This is a genomic window from Symbiopectobacterium purcellii (genome assembly GCF_052050035.1).
Lineage (GTDB): Bacteria > Pseudomonadota > Gammaproteobacteria > Enterobacterales > Enterobacteriaceae > Symbiopectobacterium > Symbiopectobacterium purcellii_A.
In genome coordinates, this window is the sequence record NZ_CP189882.1 from 1659564 (window position 1) to 1678440 (window position 18877).

Here is an 18877-nt window from a genome sequence, read left to right on the forward strand (position 1 = left end):
CGGTTCCCTTCAAGGGAGAAAAAAGTTTTTTTTGCGATAGCGATGAAAATCTGATGAGGTGAAATTAAAAAAAGATAAAAAAGACATATAGTTAAAATCTTTTTCTCAACCAACATCATTTGTCTTGATCATCTTTATGTTCGAGGTTATTGCGCTCGTCATCTTTGCGGTAGAACTCACCGTCAAAGGTATTACCGTTACTGCCGGACGAGGTCGTGCCAGCGCCGCGCCAAATGTGCAGATGAGGCATCAGTTTGACCGTCAAGCGCTTTTGCACCGGAGGCAACAGCAGCAGCAATCCGAGGAAGTCGGTGAAAAAACCGGGCAGCAGCAGCAAAAAACCCGCCAATACCAGCGATACGCTTTTGACCATCTCCGCCGCAGGGCTCTCTCCTGCCGCAATTTTCTGCTGCATTTGAATAAACGTTTTCACGCCCTGATTGCGCACCAGAGAAACGCCAATACAGGAGGTAAACACCACCAGCAGCAACGTGACCGCGACGCCCAGCACTTCCGCAACGCGGATGAACAGCGAAATTTCAATGTAGGCAAAAAGAAAGAGTAGGAATAGCGGTAACCAGCGCACTGGATTCTCCTGATTTATTTAACTGATTGTTATAAAAGAAACTAGTACGAACGATGCCCGCCTGATTGACAGGCTGCCGTCATCTATTGTGTATCCGGCCATCATGAAGACATATCACCGGAGATCCAACATCAACCCTTATAATTTAATGAAGTGGTAGCGCAAGCGAGCATTTTCAACCTGTAGACATAAATTTCATTGCGCAATAAGAGACTGTAAAATAATCTGTGTAAATGGCATTTTGAGGAAAACCTTCAAAGGATAACAAAATGCCTATCAGCAACGAACTTATTGACCAACTGCTTCAAGATTGTCACTCCCCTCAGGATCTGCTGGGTGAATCAGGCCTACTCAAGGTGCTGACTAAAAGACTGGCGGAACGGGTTCTTGAAGCTGAGATGGAGATGCACCTTGGGTATGCTAAGCATGACCCGGCAGGTAATCATTCAGGCAACTCCCGCAATGGCAAGACATCCAAGAGCGTACGTAGCCAAAATGGGGAGATCGAGCTCGATATTCCGCGCGACCGCAACAGTACCTTCGAACCGACACTGATCGGTAAGAACGAAAAACAGCTTAACGGCTTCGATGACCGCATTATTTCTCTCTATTCCAGAGGGTTATCAACCCGTGATATTCAGGCACACTTTAAAGAAGTCTACGGGGTCGATGTTTCCGCTGGCTTCATTTCTCAAGTGACCAATGCTGTGATGGATGAAGTTAAGCGCTGGCAGCAACGGCCGCTGGATGCGCTTTATCCCATTGTTTACCTTGACTGTATTGTTGTCAAAAGCCAGGACGGCGGAGCCGTGGCCAACAAGTCTGTTTATCTGGCCCTCGGCGTCAACGGCCAGGGGGCTTTGTTGAATAATTTAACCGTTTGATTTACATCTTCTTTAGTTAGAATGCATTTACAGAGAATGTATTTTGTTAGAACGACAAATCAAATAGTTAGCACAATAAAAAGCATTCCGAGAGGAAAAATTAGTCGTTGAAATTTTATAATGCTTATATAAATCAGTATCTTAAATTATTCAACAAAGCCCGGCCAGGGCGAAAAAGAGCTGCTGGGGCTATGGATAGCCAAAACTGAGGGGGCCAAGTTCTGGTTATCTGTGATGACAGAACTGAAAAATCGTGGGCTAAAGGACATATTCGTCGCCTGCTGCGATGGCCTGAAAGGCTTTCCTGATGCCATTGAAGCTGTTTACCCGCATACGCGGGTACAGCTCTGCATTGTGCATCAGGTGCGGAACTCGCTGCGCTACGTCGGCTGGAAAGAGCGTAAGGCCGTTGCTGCTGACCTGCGCACCATCTATAGTTCCGCAACGCTAGAGGGCGCTGAAGAGGCCCTGGATGCCTTCGCGGCCAAATGGGATGAGCAGTTCCCGACGATCAGCCCGTCGTGGAGAAATAATTGGGAACGTCTCATCGTCATTTTTGACTTTCCGCCGGAGATCCGCAAGGTTATCTACACCACCAACGCGATAGAGTCGTTAAATGCTTCATTGCGCAAGATAACGAAAACGCGACGAATATTTCCAACGGATGACTCGGTGATAAAATTACTCTATCTAGCCTTGCATAATATCTCTGCTAAATGGACCTTGCCAATCAGAGACTGGAAACCTGCTATGAGCCAATTCATGTTGATGTATGGAGAACGAATCTCCGGTTAAGCAATGGAGCCATTTACACAAAATTCTTTACAGACTCTGCATTAACACCAGACTCAATAGGCGCATTGTCCATCCGTGAGATTGCAGGCATTCCACTGCCGTATCCCGGTGACGTTGCGCCATCTGGTTGGCTGAAATGCAACGGACAGGCGTTTGATAAAACAGCCTATCCGATTCTCGCGGAGCTCTACCCATCCGGTCATTTACCTGACCTGCGCGGTGAGTTTATTCGTGGTGCTGATGATGGACGCGGGGTTGATGCCGGACGTGCCTTACTCAGTGCACAGGGAGATGCGATGCAACCGATAACAGCAAAATGGACGATATGACCGCTGATAAATTTGTCAATTATCCCCCTGCAGGGGCCTTATACATCGACCGCACCGCGCTGGTTAATTTCGACGCAACATCAACGCGCACTAATACGGGTGCCCGTGCTGTTTTTGATTCATCACGCCAAACGCGAACCGCGAACGAAACCCGCCCACGCAACATTGCCTTTAACTACATCGTGAGAGCCGCATAATGAGCATCTATTCAACTGATATTGAAACCGCAGAATTAGGCGCAAACGGCATCAGCAAAAAGGCGGGTTGGATCACTGTTTATCAAGCGCACCCGGTCACGCGCGAATACCAAAGCGCCAGCATGGAATACCTCATGTTCGATGTAGGCCTTCCAGCCCACAGTTACCCCGATAAGCCAGAGTTACCGCCTGTTGGGCAAGCGCTATGTCGCGCGGCAGATGGCAAGTCATGGGAGCACGTGGAGGATAATCGCGGCCAGACAGTTTACAGTACCGAAACACGTCAGGAACAGATTGTTTCCCAATTCGGCGAACTGCCGGATAACCTCACGTTACTGAAACCACAAACCGAATTTGATGTGCGGAACGGGAAAAAATGGGTGACAGACACGCAAGCCCAGCAAGCGGCTGAATCACGAGCTGCGCAGCAGGAGGCACAACAGGCGTTAACCTCACGTCTTACCGTGGCGAATACGCGTATTCAGCCACTTCAGGATGCGGTAGACCTCGATATGGCCACGGAGACAGAAAGGGCGCAACTTGTTGCGTGGAAGAAATACCGCGTGCTGCTTAATCGGCTGGATATAAGCAAAGCGGCGGATATAAACTGGCCTGAGCCGCCGGACGCGGAAAAGGCGGGGATTAATGCCCGTGGTTGAACAGGGAAGCCAGTTCATCATCGGACAGGCCGGTATAGCGCTTGATGGCTGATTTTCCTACACCATCAGCAAGAAGTTGCCTTGCAATTTTGAGCGAGGCGCTATGCTCGCCTTCTTGGCGACCTTCTTGGCGACCTTCTTGGCGACCTTCTTGGCGACCTTCTTGGCGACCTTCCTGGCGACCTTCCTGGCGACCGAGAAGAATTCCCTTTTCGATGCCGCGCTGTTCGCCTTTAGCTTCAAGCTGTTCTGCGATAGTCATCACGTCCTCCCGGTAATCCGTGGTTTTGGTGGCGATCCCCTGCAAGAATTGTTCGGCGTTCGAGGTATTGCCACGTTCGAGAATATAATACATCAAGCCCCGGAACTGCTCTTTTGGTACGGCCCACTGCTCGAGCAATCCGGCCAGTTCGTTAACCAGTTCCAGCATATCACGGGTACGAATGTGCTTCTGCACCAGTTCCAGCAACGCCACGCGCCGATGGGTCAGGATTTCGTCATCCGGCATAGCGGTGATATCAACGAGCGGGAATGCCTGCGTATAGACTGATTCTGCCAGTTCAGGGTCAGCAAAGCAATCGAGCCATTGGGTGCTGTAGGGGTAGGGCGACGTGGTGCCGTGGTAGAACAGGAGCGGGATGACCACGGGTAAGGTCTCGTTACCTTGCTCAAGGTGCCGCTGCATGGCTGCCACACTGTACCGTAGCAGCCTGAATGCCATGAGCTTTTCTGGCCTGCTCTGGTGCTCGATGAGTGTATAAATGTAGCCTTTCCCCGCATTCGTCTGCACGGAATAGAGCATATCCGAACACTGGGTGCGCAGGTCGTCTTCGATAAAGCTGCCCGACTCCATTGCCAACGTACTGAAGTCGCAGCGTTCACGCAGGTGGGGCGGCAGATGGATTTCCAAAAAGTCTCGTGCCACAGCGATATCGCCGAGAAACTTTTTGAACAGCGAATCGTGTTGTGAGAGTGAGGATGTTGTCATTGGCGCAGTATACGGGCTTTGTTGAATAAATCGAACTTTCAGGGGATCGCCGGATCAAAGCACTATCATCGCTCCCGATAGCAGCTCCCCATGGCAAAGCAAAAGTTTAAAATCACCAACTGGCCCACCTACAACAAAGCACTCAGACAACGCGGCTCCGGCTTTGTTGAATAATTTAAGATACTGATTTATATAAGCATTATAAAATTTCAACGACTAATTTTTCCTCTCGGAATGCTTTTTATTGTGCTAACTATTTGATTTGTCGTTCTAACAAAATACATTCTCTGTAAATGCATTCTAACTAAAGAAGATGTAAATCAAACGGTTAAATTATTCAACAAAGCCCGCGGCTCCCTGACGGTCTGGCTTGATGAGTCGGCCATCGCTGCATGGACTGACAGTTCTTCGCCTGAAGGTCGTGGTCGGCCGCTTTACTACACCGATATGGCTGTTACCACGGTTTTGATGATAAAGCGCGTGTTTAACCTGTCGCTCCGGGCATTACAGGGCTTTGTCGACTCGGTTTTTACACTGATGAGCCTGCCACTGCGCTGCCCGGACTACTCTCTGGTCAGTCGGCGGGCAAAAACCGTCAGTATCAGCATAAAAACGCCAACGCGTGGTGAAATCTCGCATCTGGTCATCGACAGTACCGGTCTGAAGGTCTTTGGCGAAGGTGAATGGAAAGTCAGGCAGCATGGGGCTGACAGACGAAGAGTGTGGCGCAAGCTTCATCTGGCAGCAGACAGTGCGACGCATGAGATTATCTGTGCCGACTTATCGCTCAGCGGAACGACAGATGCGCAGGCACTGCCGGGCCTGATTAACCAAACCCACCGAAAAATCAGGGAAGTGTCAGCAGACGGTGCTTATGACGCCCGTTATGAGACTGTAAAATAATCTGTGTAAATGGCATTTTGAGGAAAACCTTCAAAGGATAACAAAATGCCTATCAGCAACGAACTTATTGACCAACTGCTTCAAGATTGTCACTCCCCTCAGGATCTGCTGGGTGAATCAGGCCTACTCAAGGTGCTGACTAAAAGACTGGCGGAACGGGTTCTTGAAGCTGAGATGGAGATGCACCTTGGGTATGCTAAGCATGACCCGGCTGGTAATCATTCAGGCAACTCACGCAATGGCAAGACATCCAAGAGCGTACGTAGCCAAAATGGGGAGATCGAGCTCGATATTCCGCGCGACCGCAACAGTACCTTCGAGCCGACACTGATCGGTAAGAACGAAAAACAGCTTAACGGCTTCGATGACCGCATTATTTCTCTCTATTCCAGAGGGTTATCAACCCGTGATATTCAGGCACACTTTAAAGAAGTCTACGGGGTCGATGTTTCCGCTGGCTTCATTTCTCAAGTGACCAATGCTGTGATGGATGACGTTAAGCGCTGGCAGCAACGGCCGCTGGATGCGCTTTATCCCATTGTTTACCTTGACTGTATTGTTGTCAAAAGCCAGGACGGCGGAGCCGTGGCCAACAAGTCTGTTTATCTGGCCCTCGGCGTCAACGGCCAGGGCGAAAAAGAGCTGCTGGGGCTATGGATAGCCAAAACTGAGGGGGCCAAGTTCTGGTTATCTGTGATGACAGAACTGAAAAATCGTGGGCTAAAGGACATCTTCGTCGCCTGCTGCGATGGCCTGAAAGGCTTTCCTGATGCCATTGAAGCTGTTTACCCGCATACGCGGGTACAGCTCTGCATTGTGCATCAGGTGCGGAACTCGCTGCGCTACGTCGGCTGGAAAGAGCGTAAGGCCGTTGCTGCTGACCTGCGCACCATCTATAGTTCCGCAACGCTAGAGGGCGCTGAAGAGGCCCTGGATGCCTTCGCGGCCAAATGGGATGAGCAGTTCCCGACGATCAGCCCGTCGTGGAGAAATAATTGGGAACGTCTCATCGTCATTTTTGACTTTCCGCCGGAGATCCGCAAGGTTATCTACACCACCAACGCAATAGAGTCGTTAAATGCTTCATTGCGCAAGATAACGAAAACGCGACGAATATTTCCAACGGATGACTCGGTGATAAAATTACTCTATCTAGCCTTGCATAATATCTCTGCTAAATGGACCTTGCCAATCAGAGACTGGAAACCTGCTATGAGCCAATTCATGTTGATGTATGGAGAACGAATCTCCGGTTAAGCAATGGAGCCATTTACACAAAATTCTTTACAGACTCCGCCATCGCGGGTATCAAGCGCCTCGGTTGCATGACCCAAATTTTACGGAATCGTAGACCCTTTATTGATGATACCTTCTTACTCCTTAGCGCCGGTCTTTGGAATTTCCATCTCAGAACAGCGTAAAATTTACTTCAATCACCGAAACACCCTTATTTCACTATTAAGCAACACGCTTATTGTTTACCTTGACTGTATTGTGGTCAAAAGCCAGGACGGCGGAGCCGTGACCAACAAGTCTGTTGCCCCATTCCCACTCGAAACGCAACAAAGTGACCCACTGGCCAGAGTCGGATAAAATCACCGTTCTGGCCCTACTGGAGATCCCGTTGCATGCAGGGAAAACATCTGACTCACAAAGAACGGTTCTACATCGAAAAGCGGCGTGGTGATGGGGTTAACCAGGCCACCATCGCCCGGGAACTGGAGCTTCCTCGTTCTACCATCAGCAGGGAACTCAGACGCAATACCGACGCCGCTTTCAACGGGGTCTATTCCTGCAGAAGGGCCGAAACGTTGGCCAGAGGGCGGCGGCAGAAAACACGGCCGGACAGCGTGATTAACCAGCTTGAACCGCACATTCAGGACTTTATCAGAACGGCGCTGTCTACCCACACCTCACCTGAGGTCATCAGTGGGCGCCTGGTCCTGGAATTTGGCCTGTCCGTCAGCAAGAACTCGCTCTATCGCTATATCCAGCAGGAGCGCCGGGCCGGCGGTGAGCTGTATCAGCAGCTCCCTCATCGGGGTAAACGGTATAACTATCAGACCGATGAGAACAAACGCGGTCCTATTCCCAACCGTGTTGGCATTGAGCAGCGGCCGGCCGTTGCTGACCTCAAGCAGGAACCCGGGCATTTCGAGATTGACACCATCTTTGGCAAAGATCAGAAATCATTCCTGCTGACGGTGGTCGATAAAGCCGTCAAGCTGGTCATCATTCGCAAACTGCCCAACAAGCGAGCAGAGACAGTGGTAGCGGCCTTCAGGGACATCGTTGCCAATACCTTCTGCGAGTTTAAAACCCTGACTGCTGACAACGGTTCTGAATTTTCCCAGCACGGGGAAATTACAAAAGTCACGGGGGCACCGGTCTACTTTGCCCGGCCATATCATTCCTGGGAACGCGGGTTGAATGAGCATACCAACGGGCTGATACGGCGTTTTTACCCGAAGGGAACGGACTTCAATTATGTCACCCATCGCAAGGTTGCAGCACTCGAACACCTGCTCAATACGCGAGGCAGAAAATCGCTGGGTTATCGTTCTCCAAATGAGGTATTTTTAACGCACTTACAGGCGGCATAATGCCCTACCGTTTTGTTGCGTTTCGACTGGGAATGGTGCGTTTACTTGGCTCTAGGCATCAACGGCCAGGGCGAAAAAGAGCTGCTGGGGCTATGGATAGCCAAAACCGAGGGGGCCAAGTTCTGGTTATCTGTATAGCCAAGCGACATTATTTTGATAACAGCCAGCTATGCTTCTTTGCCGCATATCAGGGCATAGGATGTAATCATTTTTAAGTCGGTTGGCTATAATGACAGAACTGAAAAATCGTGGGCTACAGGACATCTTCATCGCCTGCTGCGATGGCCTGAAGGGCTTTCCTGATGCCATTGAAGCTGTTTACCCGCATACGCGGGTACAGCTCTGCATCGTGCATCAGGTGCGGAACTCGCTGCGCTACGTCGGCTGGAAAGAGCGTAAAGCCGTTGCTGCTGACCTCCGCACTATCTATAGTTCCGCAACGCTAGAGGGCGCTGAAGAGGCCATGGATGCCTTCGCGGCCAAATGGGATGAGCAGTTCCCGACGATCAGCCCATCGTGGAGAAATAATTGGGAACGTCTCATCGTCATTTTTGATTTTCCGCCGGAGATCCGCAAGGTTATCTACACCACCAACGCGATAGAGTCGTTAAATGCTTCATTGCGCAAGATAACGAAAACGCGACGAATATTTCCAACGGATGACTCGGTGCTAAAATTATTCTATCTAGCCTTGCATAATATCTCGGCTAAATGGACCCTACCAATCAGAGACTGGAAACCGGCTATGAGCCAATTCATGTTGATGTATGGAGATCGGATTTCCGGTTAAGCGATGGAGCCATTTACACGAAATTCTTTACAGACTCCTAACCAGCAAACCGCGCTCGAGTTCCTCCTTGACTAACCAGTAGGGCACCCTGCCGAGACCGTATCCAGCCTTGATAGCGTTGACGGTCAGTAGTGCGCCATCCAGTAATAAACGGGTATCGGGCGTCATCACCCGATGTGTTTTGTCCGCCAACTGAAAGTGCCAGGGAGCGGCGTAGCCCTCTTTCAGCGTGCCAATCAGGGTGTGGCGGGCTTTGTTGAATAATTTAACCGTTTGATTTACATCTTCTTTAGTTAGAATGCATTTACAGAGAATGTATTTTGTTAGAACGACAAATCAAATAGTTAGCACAATAAAAAGCATTCCGAGAGGAAAAATTAGTCGTTGAAATTTTATAATGCTTATATAAATCAGTATCTTAAATTATTCAACAAAGTCGGTGTGGCGCTGAAGATCGTCGATGCCGTGAAGCGGTGGCGAGTGAGCAAAGTAACCCGGCGTACCGCACAGGACGATGCGTTGCGTACCCAATCTTTTTGCGACAATCCTTGCCGCATCCGGCAATTCTCCTACACGTACGGCAAGATCGACAGACCCATCGAACAGGTCAGCCATTTCGACAGAGGCCGAGACACTGATACTCAATTGCGGCCACTGCTGGCACAGCGCCAACAGAGCGGGTGTGATGACCTGTGCGCCGAGCAGCGGCGGTACGCTTACCGCTAGCTGGCCTGCGGGTTCTGCTGTGATACTGGCAAGCAGCATTTCGACGCGATCAACCTCGAGTCTTGCTGCTCGGCAGGCATCCCGATAAATCACACCCTCTGCCGTTATGGTCTGCTGCCGGGTGGTGCGGGTAAATAATGGCGTTTTCAGGCGGTTTTCCAATCGCTGAATGGCTTTGGTGACCGCTGAAGGGGTGAGCCCAAGCAGGTCTGCTGCTGCGGTGAAGTTGCCGCTGTCACAGACGGCCAGAAATACGCCGATGTCATCTCCAGGGTAATGTCGCATAGCGCCTATTGCTGAATATCAGGAATAAATGTTGATAGTTTATTTCATTTTACCGGAATGATATTCGCCAATAAGAGCCTATCCCAATAGGATTTTATTCCAGACAATGATGCCGCAGGTAAAATGCAGCATCGCCTCATAATTTTCGACTTTCTTCTCCCAGCGAGTCAGAACCCGACGAAAGCGATTCATCCAGCTGTGCGTTCTCTCCACTACCCAGCGGTGAGCTTTAAAATCCGTGTTTTTGATGGCTTCCGACTCCTCTTTCCTTGACTGGATATGAGGTTCGTAACGACGACTTTTCAGACAGGCCTCCAGCCATCCGGCTTCATAGCCTTTGTCCAGACAGAGGCGGAGCTTTCTGCCGGGTCTGCCCGTCTGAAGGGCGTCGAGAGTATCAGCAACCAGCTTTATGTCGTGGGTATTTGCCCCTGAGACAACCAGAGAGAGGGGAAGCCCGTTCGCATCGGTCATCAGGCTACGCTTTACACCCTGTTTCCCCCGGTCTGTGGGATTCCGTCCTGTTTTTTTGAGCCTGCCAGCGGTGACTTCGTCATACAACCATCCATCGACAGCCATGACCAGTCGATAGCATCCAGCTGCTCGCAGGCCAGCAACCCGTTCTGCCAGAACCGTTCAAAAACTCCTGCATCCCGCCACTCCTGGAAGCGGCGGTGAGCGGAGCTTGACGAGCATATCCCGGTGGCATTCAGGGCATTCCACTGGCAACCCGTTCTGAGCACAAAGAGAATGGCGTTCATTGCGGCACGATTATCAACCCGCCTGCGATGCGTACCCAGCGGATGGTGGGTTTTGTGTTCCGGGAGCAACGGAACCATTTTCCCCCAGAGTTCATCGCTGATCTGCCACTTATTGATTGCCATACTTCCGGCTTTGTTGAATAATTTAAGATACTGATTTATATAAGCATTATAAAATTTCAACGACTAGTTTTTCCTCTCGGAATGCTTTTTATTGTGCTAACTATTTGATTTGTCGTTCTAACAAAATACATTCTCTGTAAATGCATTCTAACTAAAGGAGATGTAAATCAAACGGTTAAATTATTCAACAAAGCCCATACTTCCCTCAGAAATTGCCATTACTTATTAACTGACAATTCCTTTTGGGATAGGTTCTAAGCTCTGTGTTATGAAAAATATACAAACTTACGCCATCCTGGGTGGCACTTCAGGCATTAAGCGTGTTGCTTAATAGTGAAATAAGGGTGTTTCGGTGATTGAAGTAAATTTTACGCTGTTCTGAGATGGAAATTCCAAAGACCGGCGCTAAGGAGTAAGAAGGTATAGCCAAGCGACATTATTTTGATAACAGCCAGCTATGCTTCTTTGCCGCATATCAGGGCATAGGATGTAATCATTTTTAAGTCGGTTGGCTATATCATCAATAAAGGGTCTACGATTCCGTGAAATTTGGGTCATGCAACCGAGGCGCTTGATACCCGCGATGGGAGACTGTAAAATAATCTGTGTAAATGGCATTTTGAGGAAAACCTTCAAAGGATAACAAAATGCCTATCAGCAACGAACTTATTGACCAACTGCTTCAAGATTGTCACTCCCCTCAGGATCTGCTGGGTGAATCAGGCCTACTCAAGGTGCTGACTAAAAGACTGGCGGAACGGGTTCTTGAAGCTGAGATGGAGATGCACCTTGGGTATGCTAAGCATGACCCGGCTGGTAATCATTCAGGCAACTCACGCAATGGCAAGACATCCAAGAGCGTACGTAGCCAAAATGGGGAGATCGAGCTCGATATTCCGCGCGACCGCAACAGTACCTTCGAGCCGACACTGATCGGTAAGAACGAAAAACAGCTTAACGGCTTCGATGACCGCATTATTTCTCTCTATTCCAGAGGGTTATCAACCCGTGATATTCAGGCACACTTTAAAGAAGTCTACGGGGTCGATGTTTCCGCTGGCTTCATTTCTCAAGTGACCAATGCTGTGATGGATGAAGTTAAGCGCTGGCAGCAACGGCCGCTGGATGCGCTTTATCCCATTGTTTACCTTGACTGTATTGTTGTCAAAAGCCAGGACGGCGGAGCCGTGGCCAACAAGTCTGTTTATCTGGCCCTCGGCGTCAACGGCCAGGGCGAAAAAGAGCTGCTGGGGCTATGGATAGCCAAAACTGAGGGGGCCAAGTTCTGGTTATCTGTGATGACAGAACTGAAAAATCGTGGGCTAAAGGACATCTTCGTCGCCTGCTGCGATGGCCTGAAAGGCTTTCCTGATGCCATTGAAGCTGTTTACCCGCATACGCGGGTACAGCTCTGCATTGTGCATCAGGTGCGGAACTCGCTGCGCTACGTCGGCTGGAAAGAGCGTAAGGCCGTTGCTGCTGACCTGCGCACCATCTATAGTTCCGCAACGCTAGAGGGCGCTGAAGAGGCCCTGGATGCCTTCGCGGCCAAATGGGATGAACAGTTCCCGACGATCAGCCCGTCGTGGAGAAATAATTGGGAACGTCTCATCGTCATTTTTGACTTTCCGCCGGAGATCCGCAAGGTTATCTACACCACCAACGCGATAGAGTCGTTAAATGCTTCATTGCGCAAGATAACGAAAACGCGACGAATATTTCCAACGGATGACTCGGTGATAAAATTACTCTATCTAGCCTTGCATAATATCTCTGCTAAATGGACCTTGCCAATCAGAGACTGGAAACCTGCTATGAGCCAATTCATGTTGATGTATGGAGAACGAATCTCCGGTTAAGCAATGGAGCCATTTACACAAAATTCTTTACAGACTCCGCGATGGCGTGTTCAACTGTAATACGGATGCCCGAGATTATTTTATTTTCTTGTTTTTGTTCAGGCGATAAAGGTCTTTTTCGAGTTCCTTTTTTTGGGATTTGTGTATTAGGATGCTGTTTATCTATACCTTGAAAACCGGTATCTGCCCAGATGGTTACCCCAGGAGGAATATGGCGAATTATATCGACTTTATCGAGTAAGCGTTTATCGTGACGGCGCCCATTTTTGCTCATGGGGATAAATCCAATTTGCCTTGTTTCGTCAGTCATAATAAGCCCTTTTCGAGTGGTCTGTCTTTTCTTTCCCGAATACATTTTTTTTCGCCGACGCAGATTCTTAGGCTTTTGGACAGGTCGCTCTGTCCCATCAATAAAGACGTCTTTAACTCCAGGAAAGGCGCGAAAAAATTCCTCAGCAGAGCGAATTTGACGAGCGGGCAAAACACATTCTCGCCCCAAGGTCATCTCTAAAACCGGCAATAATATTTTTACCCAGCGACATACCCGTGTTCTATCTAAACCAAAAAGAAGTCCTTGCAAATCATAGGTCGGATAACATTTTAAATACAATAAAATAAAAAGCAGTTTATCTAATGGGGTTGGGATAAATCCTTTCTGCCCTGCACCCATCTGCCGCTCGTGATCTTTTCGATTCTTTTTCCGATAAATCAAATAACAAGCTGAAAATTCAGCGGCTAAATTTTTCAATTCTTCGACTGATAATCCAATGATTGCTTTACATAAACGATTATCTCGTAACAACCGCTCTTTGTTGATCATTTCAAACCTTTATTCTCTAAGTTAAACCTCTTTTTATTCTCAATAGCCTGACAAAAAATGCAAGTCTCTATTCAGCAACTAGTTTATTGGATTCGCTCTGGCTCAGCGACTGGTCGCTCGCGGCGATCGCGTGGTAATTGGTGGGCGTTCGGCAGAAAAGCGGGCTACTGCGCTCAGAGCGCTGGGCGATCGGGCATCTGCCTATGTTGTCGACGTTACCGATCGCGCTTCTCTGGCCGCCTTCTTTGCGCAAACTTCCTCGCTTGCCGGGCTGTTTACGCCCGCCGCATCCTACACCACGGGCGCGTTTCAGGAGGGAAGCCTGGAGACCAGCGAAGCGCTGTTTCAGGCAAAATTTTGGGGTCAATATTGGGCGGTTTATGCCGCGTTGCCCTCGTTGTTGCCGGATGCGGCGGTGGTATTGATGTCAGGTGCCGCTTATGCGCGTCCCCTTGGCGCGCCCGCTTATGCCGCGTGCAATGCTGCCCTTGAGGGCTTGGCGCGCGGACTGGCTGTTGAACTGGCGCCACGCAGGGTAAATTGCTTATCACCGGGAACGACCGACAGCACATTGTGGCAGCAACGTCCGGCGCAGGTGCGCGAAGCGGCTTACCAACAGTGGTGCAAACTCAATGTATTGCAACGCCCTGCTACGGTCGAAGAGCAGGCCGACGCGGCGCTGTTTCTGATCGACAATACGCACATGACGGGCAACACGCTCTATTGTTATGGTGGGTATACCTTACGTTAAGCGTGGGCAACGTCAATTCTCTGGCGTTGCCCTTGCCGTGTCTGCGTTGCTTGCTTTTCTCGTCAACACTGCTGCCTGTGTCGGGGTAGCGCCTTTTAACAAATTCCGTCGTGTAGCGGGCTGGCAACGTGATATGTGGCGTTTTATGTACCGAAACCGTTTAGAGAAATTGCATTGGGCCGTACTGGAACAGGATAGACTCTTGCTGGAAAACCTGGCACCGGACGCGAACGCTTACGAATACCTCTACCAACATGATGTTGGGCTCTCTCGCTTGCGTCGAATGATGCAGAAAACGGCAAAAGCACAGGTGGCTGAGCGGGAAACTCAGCACGCGTTGCGATAATCGATTCAGACGCCGGACGGGGCCCTGATCGCGAACTGTAAATGGAATATTACCCATCGATCACCTTATAGCATTTCCGCTGAATTTAGTAATGTAAGGGTATCAGCGGTAATGATAAGTATCTCGACAGTAAACAGTAATCAAACCAGTGCGGCCCATAGAGAAATCACAACCAGTGCCAAAACGGTCCGTATGAAGGATATCGTGGGATTGAGAAAAGCCGTGAAATACGTTGAAAATCAGGTGACGACGTTTAATTGCGATTTGCGAAATCCGACACTCTGGCAGCGTCCTAATGCAAAGAGTCTTATGCAGGTGTTAAACGACATAGATACGGTAAATGCGCGTACAAAGCAACTGACCAATAAAATAGAAACCTCTTCTTACCCGCATCATGAATCATAAATGGCTAACTTGGAAAAGATCAAGGCAACCATTGATACGTTGAGTAAAAGCACCTGTGCCAGCTTTAATCGGTCAAAAAAAACATGCAAGTTATACGCCAACGAGAAGAGAAATATCTGGAAGAGCGCGCGAAGAGTGCGAGAGCTCGTTCTGAGCGTCGGCAGCATGTTGACGAAATGATTAATTCGGGAAGAGGTGATGAGCTGTATAACGGGGGAATGGTGAAATAGTAGAGAGGGCGCGGTGTCGTGCAGTTATGCATTTTAACATGAATCCTTCAACCATAACGTCCTGCTTTAGCAGGACGTTATGGTTTTGCTGAACCAAAAACTTAGAACGGAATATCGTCGTCAAAGTCCATCGGCGGTTCATTGCCGCCAGGCATCGGGGCATTGTTCTGCTGGCGCGGTGCTTGCTGTGCACCACCGCTGAAAGCCTGACCGCCCTGAGGCTGCTGCGGTTGTCCCCAGCCACCTTGCGGTGCGCTGTTGCCTGCGTTGCCGCCTGCTGGTGCGCCAGCGCCTTGACGGCCGCCCAGCATCTGCATGGAGCCGGAAATGTCTACTACCACTTCCGTGGTGTAACGATCCTGCCCGCCCTGATCCTGCCATTTACGCGTGCGCAGTTGACCTTCGACATACACCTGCGAGCCTTTACGCAGGTATTCTCCAGCCACTTCAGCCAGCTTGCCGTACAGCGTGACGCGGTGCCATTCTGTGCGCTCTTTCTGCTCGCCGGTCTGCTTGTCGCGCCAGGTATCCGACGTGGCCAGAGTCAGGTTAGCAACGGCACCACCGTTCGGCAGATAACGGACTTCCGGGTCTTGCCCCAGATTCCCGACAAGAATCACTTTATTAACGCCTCTGCTGGCCATGCTTGTGTCTCCTGATGAGTCAATACGTAAAGTCTAAGCCAGAAATCATAACATGCCAGCACTGTGCTGAGTACCCGCGATGTTGCATCCACACTTTTTTTATTGGTTACATTGTTGCATCAGAGCGCTGGATGTTTATTCAGTTTTTTGTTAGCGTATTTCTTCTGCATGTCCCCCACTGAGCCGCCATCTGCGGTGCTAAAAAACGCAGCGGGTGTTTTTTTGTGTCATAATTGCACGTTTCGTACCGGTTATCTCCGCCTGCGGGATGATGAAAATAGCGTTAACTTCGGGATGTATGTGAATGGATAAGATCGAAGTTCGTGGTGCCCGTACTCATAACCTCAAAAATATCAATCTGGTAATTCCCCGCGATAAACTGATTGTGGTCACCGGGTTGTCGGGATCCGGTAAATCGTCGCTGGCGTTTGATACCCTGTATGCGGAAGGTCAGCGGCGCTACGTTGAATCGTTGTCTGCCTATGCGCGCCAGTTTCTCTCGTTAATGGAGAAGCCGGACGTCGATCATATCGAAGGGTTGTCACCGGCGATTTCCATCGAGCAAAAATCCACATCTCATAACCCGCGCTCAACTGTGGGTACCATCACCGAGATTCACGACTATTTGCGCCTGCTCTTTGCCCGCGTGGGTGAGCCGCGCTGTCCGGATCACGACGTGCCACTGGCGGCACAGACTGTCAGCCAGATGGTGGATAACGTGCTGGCGCTGCCGGAAGGAACTCGCCTGATGCTGCTCGCCCCCATTGTTAAAGATCGCAAAGGGGAGCACACCAAAACGCTGGAAAACCTGGCGACACAAGGCTATATCCGCGCCCGTATCGACGGCGAAGTGTGCGATCTTTCCGATCCGCCCAAGCTGGAATTACAGAAGAAACACACCATTGAAGTGGTGGTCGATCGTTTCAAGGTGCGTGAAGATTTGGCACAGCGTCTGGCGGAATCGTTTGAAACCGCGCTGGAGCTTTCCGGCGGTAGCGCCATCGTGGCGGATATGGATGACAGCAAGTTGCCCGAGCTGCTGTTCTCCGCCAACTTTGCTTGTCCGCAGTGTGGCTACAGCATGCATGAGCTGGAGCCGCGCATGTTCTCCTTTAACAATCCGGCTGGCGCTTGTCCGAGCTGTGATGGGTTGGGCGTGCAACAGTTCTTCGATCCAGCGCGTGTGGTGCAAAACGGTGAGCTGTCGCTGGCGGGTGGTGCAATTCGCGGCTGGGATCGACGCAACTTTTACTATTTTCAGATGCTGCGTTCACTGGCGGAGCATTACCGTTTTGATGTCGAGGCACCCTACGACAGCCTGAGTGAAAAAATTCGTCACGTCATTCTTTACGGCTCCGGTAAAGACACTATCGAGTTCAAATACATCAACGATCGTGGCGATACGTCGGTGCGACGCCATCCTTTCGAGGGCGTGTTGAACAACATGGAGCGGCGTTACAAGGAAACCGAATCAAGCGCGGTGCGCGAAGAGCTGGCCAAGTTCATCAGCAATCGTCCCTGTGCCAGTTGCAGCGGCACGCGCCTGCGTAAGGAAGCGCGCCATGTGTTTGTCGAACAGACTACGCTGCCGCAGATTTCCGACATGAGTATCGGCCATGCGATGAAGTTCTTCCAAAACATGAAGCTAAGTGGTCAGCGCGCGCAGATTGCTGAAAAGGTGTTGAAGGAGATAGGCGATCGTCTGAAGTTCCTGGTGAACGTAGGATTGAACTACCTGTCGCTGTCGCGTTCTGCCGAAACGCTTTCTGGCGGTGAAGCGCAGCGTATCCGACTGGCGAGCCAAATTGGTGCCGGGCTGGTCGGGGTGATGTACGTATTGGATGAACCTTCCATTGGCTTGCACCAGCGAGATAATGAACGCCTGCTGGAAACCTTGATCCACCTGCGCAATCTGGGTAACACGGTGATTGTGGTGGAACACGATGAAGACGCCATTCGCGCGGCAGATCATGTGATTGATATCGGACCGGGTGCCGGGGTGCATGGCGGCCAGGTGGTAGCGGAAGGTTCGGTAGAACAGATTATGGCGGTGCCTGAATCGCTGACCGGACAATACCTGAGCGGTGAGCGAAAAATCTCAGTGCCGTCGCAACGGGTGCCTGCCGATCCTACCAAAGTGCTGAAGCTGGTGGGTGCGAAGGGCAACAACCTGAAAGATGTCGCGCTGACGCTGCCTGTCGGGTTGTTCACTTGTATCACCGGTGTCTCTGGCTCCGGCAAATCGACGCTGATTAACGATACGCTGTTTCCGCTGGCGCAACGTCAGCTCAATGGCGCAACGCTGGCGGAACCGGCGCCGTACCGTGAAATTCATGGCCTTGAGCATTTTGATAAAGTGATCGATATCGATCAGAGCCCGATTGGGCGCACACCGCGTTCCAACCCGGCGACTTATACGGGCGTATTTACCCCTATCCGTGAACTGTTTGCTGGCGTACCAGAAGCGAGAAGCCGTGGATACAACCCGGGGCGCTTTAGTTTCAACGTGCGCGGTGGGCGCTGTGAGGCCTGTCAGGGCGATGGCGTCATCAAAGTGGAGATGCACTTCTTGCCGGATATCTATGTTCCGTGCGATCAGTGCAAAGGCAAACGCTACAACCGTGAAACGCTGGAAATCAAATATAAGGGTAAAAGCATCCACGAAGTATTGGAAATGACCATTGAGGAGGCGCGTGACTTCTTTGATGCCATTCCTGCGTTGGCGCGCAAGCTGCAAACCCTTATCGACGTGGGGCTTTCCTATATTCGTCTTGGCCAGTCGGCAACCACGCTCTCCGGCGGTGAAGCACAACGTGTGAAGCTGTCCCGTGAGCTGTCCAAGCGAGGAACGGGTCAAACACTGTATATTCTTGATGAGCCAACCACCGGGTTGCATTTCGCCGATATTCAGCAATTGTTGGACGTGTTGCACCAGCTGCGCGATCAGGGGAACACCATTGTGGTGATTGAGCATAATCTGGATGTGATTAAAACCGCAGACTGGATTGTGGATCTTGGTCCGGAAGGGGGCAGCGGTGGCGGTCAAATACTGGTGTCCGGCACCCCGGAGACGGTAGCCAATTGCGACGCATCGCACACTGCCCGTTTCCTCAAGCCGATATTGGCACGCAGGTAGTGCTGTTCACGACGCCTGGTATTGCGCCGGGCGTCGTGATTATAAGGACATCCACGT

The 18877-nt window shown here is 50.5% G+C and carries 19 protein-coding genes and 5 pseudogenes; 15 read left to right on the forward strand and 9 right to left on the reverse strand.

Translation table 11 applies throughout. The annotated features are described in order from the left end of the window. Positions 1–115 precede the first annotated feature (115 nt). A complete protein-coding gene (locus ACQGXV_RS12335; protein ID WP_440866545.1) occupies positions 116–586 on the reverse strand; it encodes an FxsA family protein in 471 nt (156 codons plus the stop codon). A gap of 269 nt (positions 587–855) precedes the next feature. On the opposite strand from ACQGXV_RS12335, the pseudogene ACQGXV_RS12340 reads away from it, so the two are divergent. The 5 genes and pseudogenes from ACQGXV_RS12340 to ACQGXV_RS12360 all read left to right on the forward strand — a co-directional run. Beyond that, positions 856–1434 (forward strand): annotated as a pseudogene (locus tag ACQGXV_RS12340) (IS256 family transposase); the annotation flags it as partial. A gap of 201 nt (positions 1435–1635) precedes the next feature. After that, positions 1636–2265, forward strand: a pseudogene (locus tag ACQGXV_RS12345) (IS256 family transposase); the annotation flags it as partial. 65 nt (positions 2266–2330) lie between these two features. After that, complete coding sequence (locus ACQGXV_RS12350) at positions 2331–2594, forward strand: phage tail protein (protein WP_440866546.1); 264 nt, start codon at positions 2331–2333, stop codon at positions 2592–2594. Beyond that, positions 2582–2791 carry a hypothetical protein gene (locus ACQGXV_RS12355; protein ID WP_440866547.1) on the forward strand — a complete coding sequence of 70 codons (210 nt, stop codon included), beginning with the start codon at positions 2582–2584 and terminating at the stop codon, positions 2789–2791. The genes ACQGXV_RS12350 and ACQGXV_RS12355 overlap by 13 nt, the downstream gene beginning before the upstream one ends. Further along, positions 2791–3450 carry a tail fiber assembly protein gene (locus ACQGXV_RS12360; RefSeq protein WP_440866548.1) on the forward strand — a complete coding sequence of 220 codons (660 nt, stop codon included), beginning with the start codon at positions 2791–2793 and terminating at the stop codon, positions 3448–3450. Before ACQGXV_RS12355 ends, ACQGXV_RS12360 begins: the two co-directional genes overlap by 1 nt. Here the strand turns inward: ACQGXV_RS12360 and ACQGXV_RS12365 are convergent. Continuing rightward, complete coding sequence (locus tag ACQGXV_RS12365) at positions 3434–4438, reverse strand: Rpn family recombination-promoting nuclease/putative transposase (protein WP_440866549.1); 1005 nt, start codon at positions 4436–4438, stop codon at positions 3434–3436. The two genes, ACQGXV_RS12360 and ACQGXV_RS12365, sit on opposite strands and share 17 nt — an antisense overlap. Before the next feature lie 54 nt (positions 4439–4492). Continuing rightward, positions 4493–4651: a hypothetical protein gene (locus ACQGXV_RS12370; RefSeq protein WP_440866550.1), complete on the reverse strand. Its 159-nt coding sequence runs from the start codon at positions 4649–4651 to the stop codon at positions 4493–4495. A gap of 84 nt (positions 4652–4735) precedes the next feature. Between ACQGXV_RS12370 and ACQGXV_RS12375 the strand changes: the two are divergent. The 5 genes and pseudogenes from ACQGXV_RS12375 to ACQGXV_RS12395 all read left to right on the forward strand — a co-directional run. Next, positions 4736–5326 (forward strand): annotated as a pseudogene (locus tag ACQGXV_RS12375) (IS5 family transposase); the annotation flags it as partial. A gap of 60 nt (positions 5327–5386) precedes the next feature. Then, positions 5387–6598 carry an IS256 family transposase gene (locus ACQGXV_RS12380; protein WP_440866551.1) on the forward strand — a complete coding sequence of 404 codons (1212 nt, stop codon included), beginning with the start codon at positions 5387–5389 and terminating at the stop codon, positions 6596–6598. Between the two features lie 102 nt (positions 6599–6700). Then, a complete protein-coding gene (locus ACQGXV_RS12385) occupies positions 6701–6934 on the forward strand; it encodes a hypothetical protein (RefSeq protein ID WP_440867863.1) in 234 nt (77 codons plus the stop codon). A 35-nt stretch (positions 6935–6969) separates the two neighbouring features. Next, on the forward strand, positions 6970–7944 hold the full coding sequence (locus tag ACQGXV_RS12390; RefSeq protein WP_440862690.1) for an IS30 family transposase: 975 nt from the start codon (positions 6970–6972) through the stop codon (positions 7942–7944). A gap of 39 nt (positions 7945–7983) precedes the next feature. Further along, a pseudogene (locus ACQGXV_RS12395) lies at positions 7984–8734 on the forward strand (IS256 family transposase); the annotation flags it as partial. 27 nt (positions 8735–8761) lie between these two features. On the opposite strand, the gene ACQGXV_RS12400 reads toward ACQGXV_RS12395, so the two are convergent. From ACQGXV_RS12400 to ACQGXV_RS12415, 4 genes are all read right to left on the reverse strand, one after another. Continuing rightward, complete coding sequence (locus ACQGXV_RS12400) at positions 8762–8902, reverse strand: hypothetical protein (RefSeq protein ID WP_440866552.1); 141 nt, start codon at positions 8900–8902, stop codon at positions 8762–8764. 255 nt (positions 8903–9157) lie between these two features. Then, positions 9158–9745, reverse strand: coding sequence for a LysR family transcriptional regulator (locus tag ACQGXV_RS12405; RefSeq protein ID WP_440866553.1), 588 nt, complete (start codon positions 9743–9745; stop codon positions 9158–9160). A gap of 78 nt (positions 9746–9823) precedes the next feature. Further along, a protein-coding gene (locus ACQGXV_RS12410; RefSeq protein ID WP_440867396.1) for an IS5 family transposase occupies positions 9824–10629 on the reverse strand; the annotation gives its coding sequence in 2 pieces (ribosomal slippage) (positions 9824–10276 and positions 10279–10629; 804 coding nt in all). Between the two features lie 405 nt (positions 10630–11034). Beyond that, entirely contained in the window at positions 11035–11247 is a 213-nt protein-coding gene (locus ACQGXV_RS12415; protein WP_440866554.1) for a hypothetical protein, read from the reverse strand. 29 nt (positions 11248–11276) lie between these two features. On the opposite strand from ACQGXV_RS12415, the gene ACQGXV_RS12420 reads away from it, so the two are divergent. Continuing rightward, entirely contained in the window at positions 11277–12488 is a 1212-nt protein-coding gene (locus ACQGXV_RS12420; protein ID WP_440864265.1) for an IS256 family transposase, read from the forward strand. A gap of 13 nt (positions 12489–12501) precedes the next feature. On the opposite strand, the gene ACQGXV_RS12425 is transcribed toward ACQGXV_RS12420, so the two are convergent. Then, the gene (locus ACQGXV_RS12425) at positions 12502–13308 is read right to left on the reverse strand and encodes a transposase family protein (RefSeq protein WP_440866555.1); all 807 of its coding nucleotides are present in this window, start codon (positions 13306–13308) and stop codon (positions 12502–12504) included. 97 nt (positions 13309–13405) lie between these two features. Between ACQGXV_RS12425 and ACQGXV_RS12430 the strand changes: the two genes are divergently transcribed. From ACQGXV_RS12430 to ACQGXV_RS12440, 3 genes and pseudogenes are all read left to right on the forward strand, one after another. Next, a complete protein-coding gene (locus ACQGXV_RS12430; RefSeq protein WP_440867397.1) occupies positions 13406–14059 on the forward strand; it encodes an SDR family oxidoreductase in 654 nt (217 codons plus the stop codon). A 94-nt stretch (positions 14060–14153) separates the two neighbouring features. Beyond that, positions 14154–14405 (forward strand): annotated as a pseudogene (locus tag ACQGXV_RS12435) (3-phenylpropionate dioxygenase); the annotation flags it as partial. A gap of 192 nt (positions 14406–14597) precedes the next feature. Further along, on the forward strand, positions 14598–14810 hold the full coding sequence (locus tag ACQGXV_RS12440) for a hypothetical protein (RefSeq protein ID WP_440866556.1): 213 nt from the start codon (positions 14598–14600) through the stop codon (positions 14808–14810). A 331-nt stretch (positions 14811–15141) separates the two neighbouring features. On the opposite strand, the gene ACQGXV_RS12445 is transcribed toward ACQGXV_RS12440, so the two are convergent. Continuing rightward, positions 15142–15684 carry a single-stranded DNA-binding protein gene (locus ACQGXV_RS12445; RefSeq protein WP_440866557.1) on the reverse strand — a complete coding sequence of 181 codons (543 nt, stop codon included), beginning with the start codon at positions 15682–15684 and terminating at the stop codon, positions 15142–15144. A 304-nt stretch (positions 15685–15988) separates the two neighbouring features. Here ACQGXV_RS12445 and uvrA point away from each other — a divergent pair, with 304 nt between their 5' ends. Further along, positions 15989–18820, forward strand: coding sequence for an excinuclease ABC subunit UvrA (uvrA, locus tag ACQGXV_RS12450; RefSeq protein WP_440866558.1), 2832 nt, complete (start codon positions 15989–15991; stop codon positions 18818–18820). Positions 18821–18877: the final 57 nt, after the last annotated feature.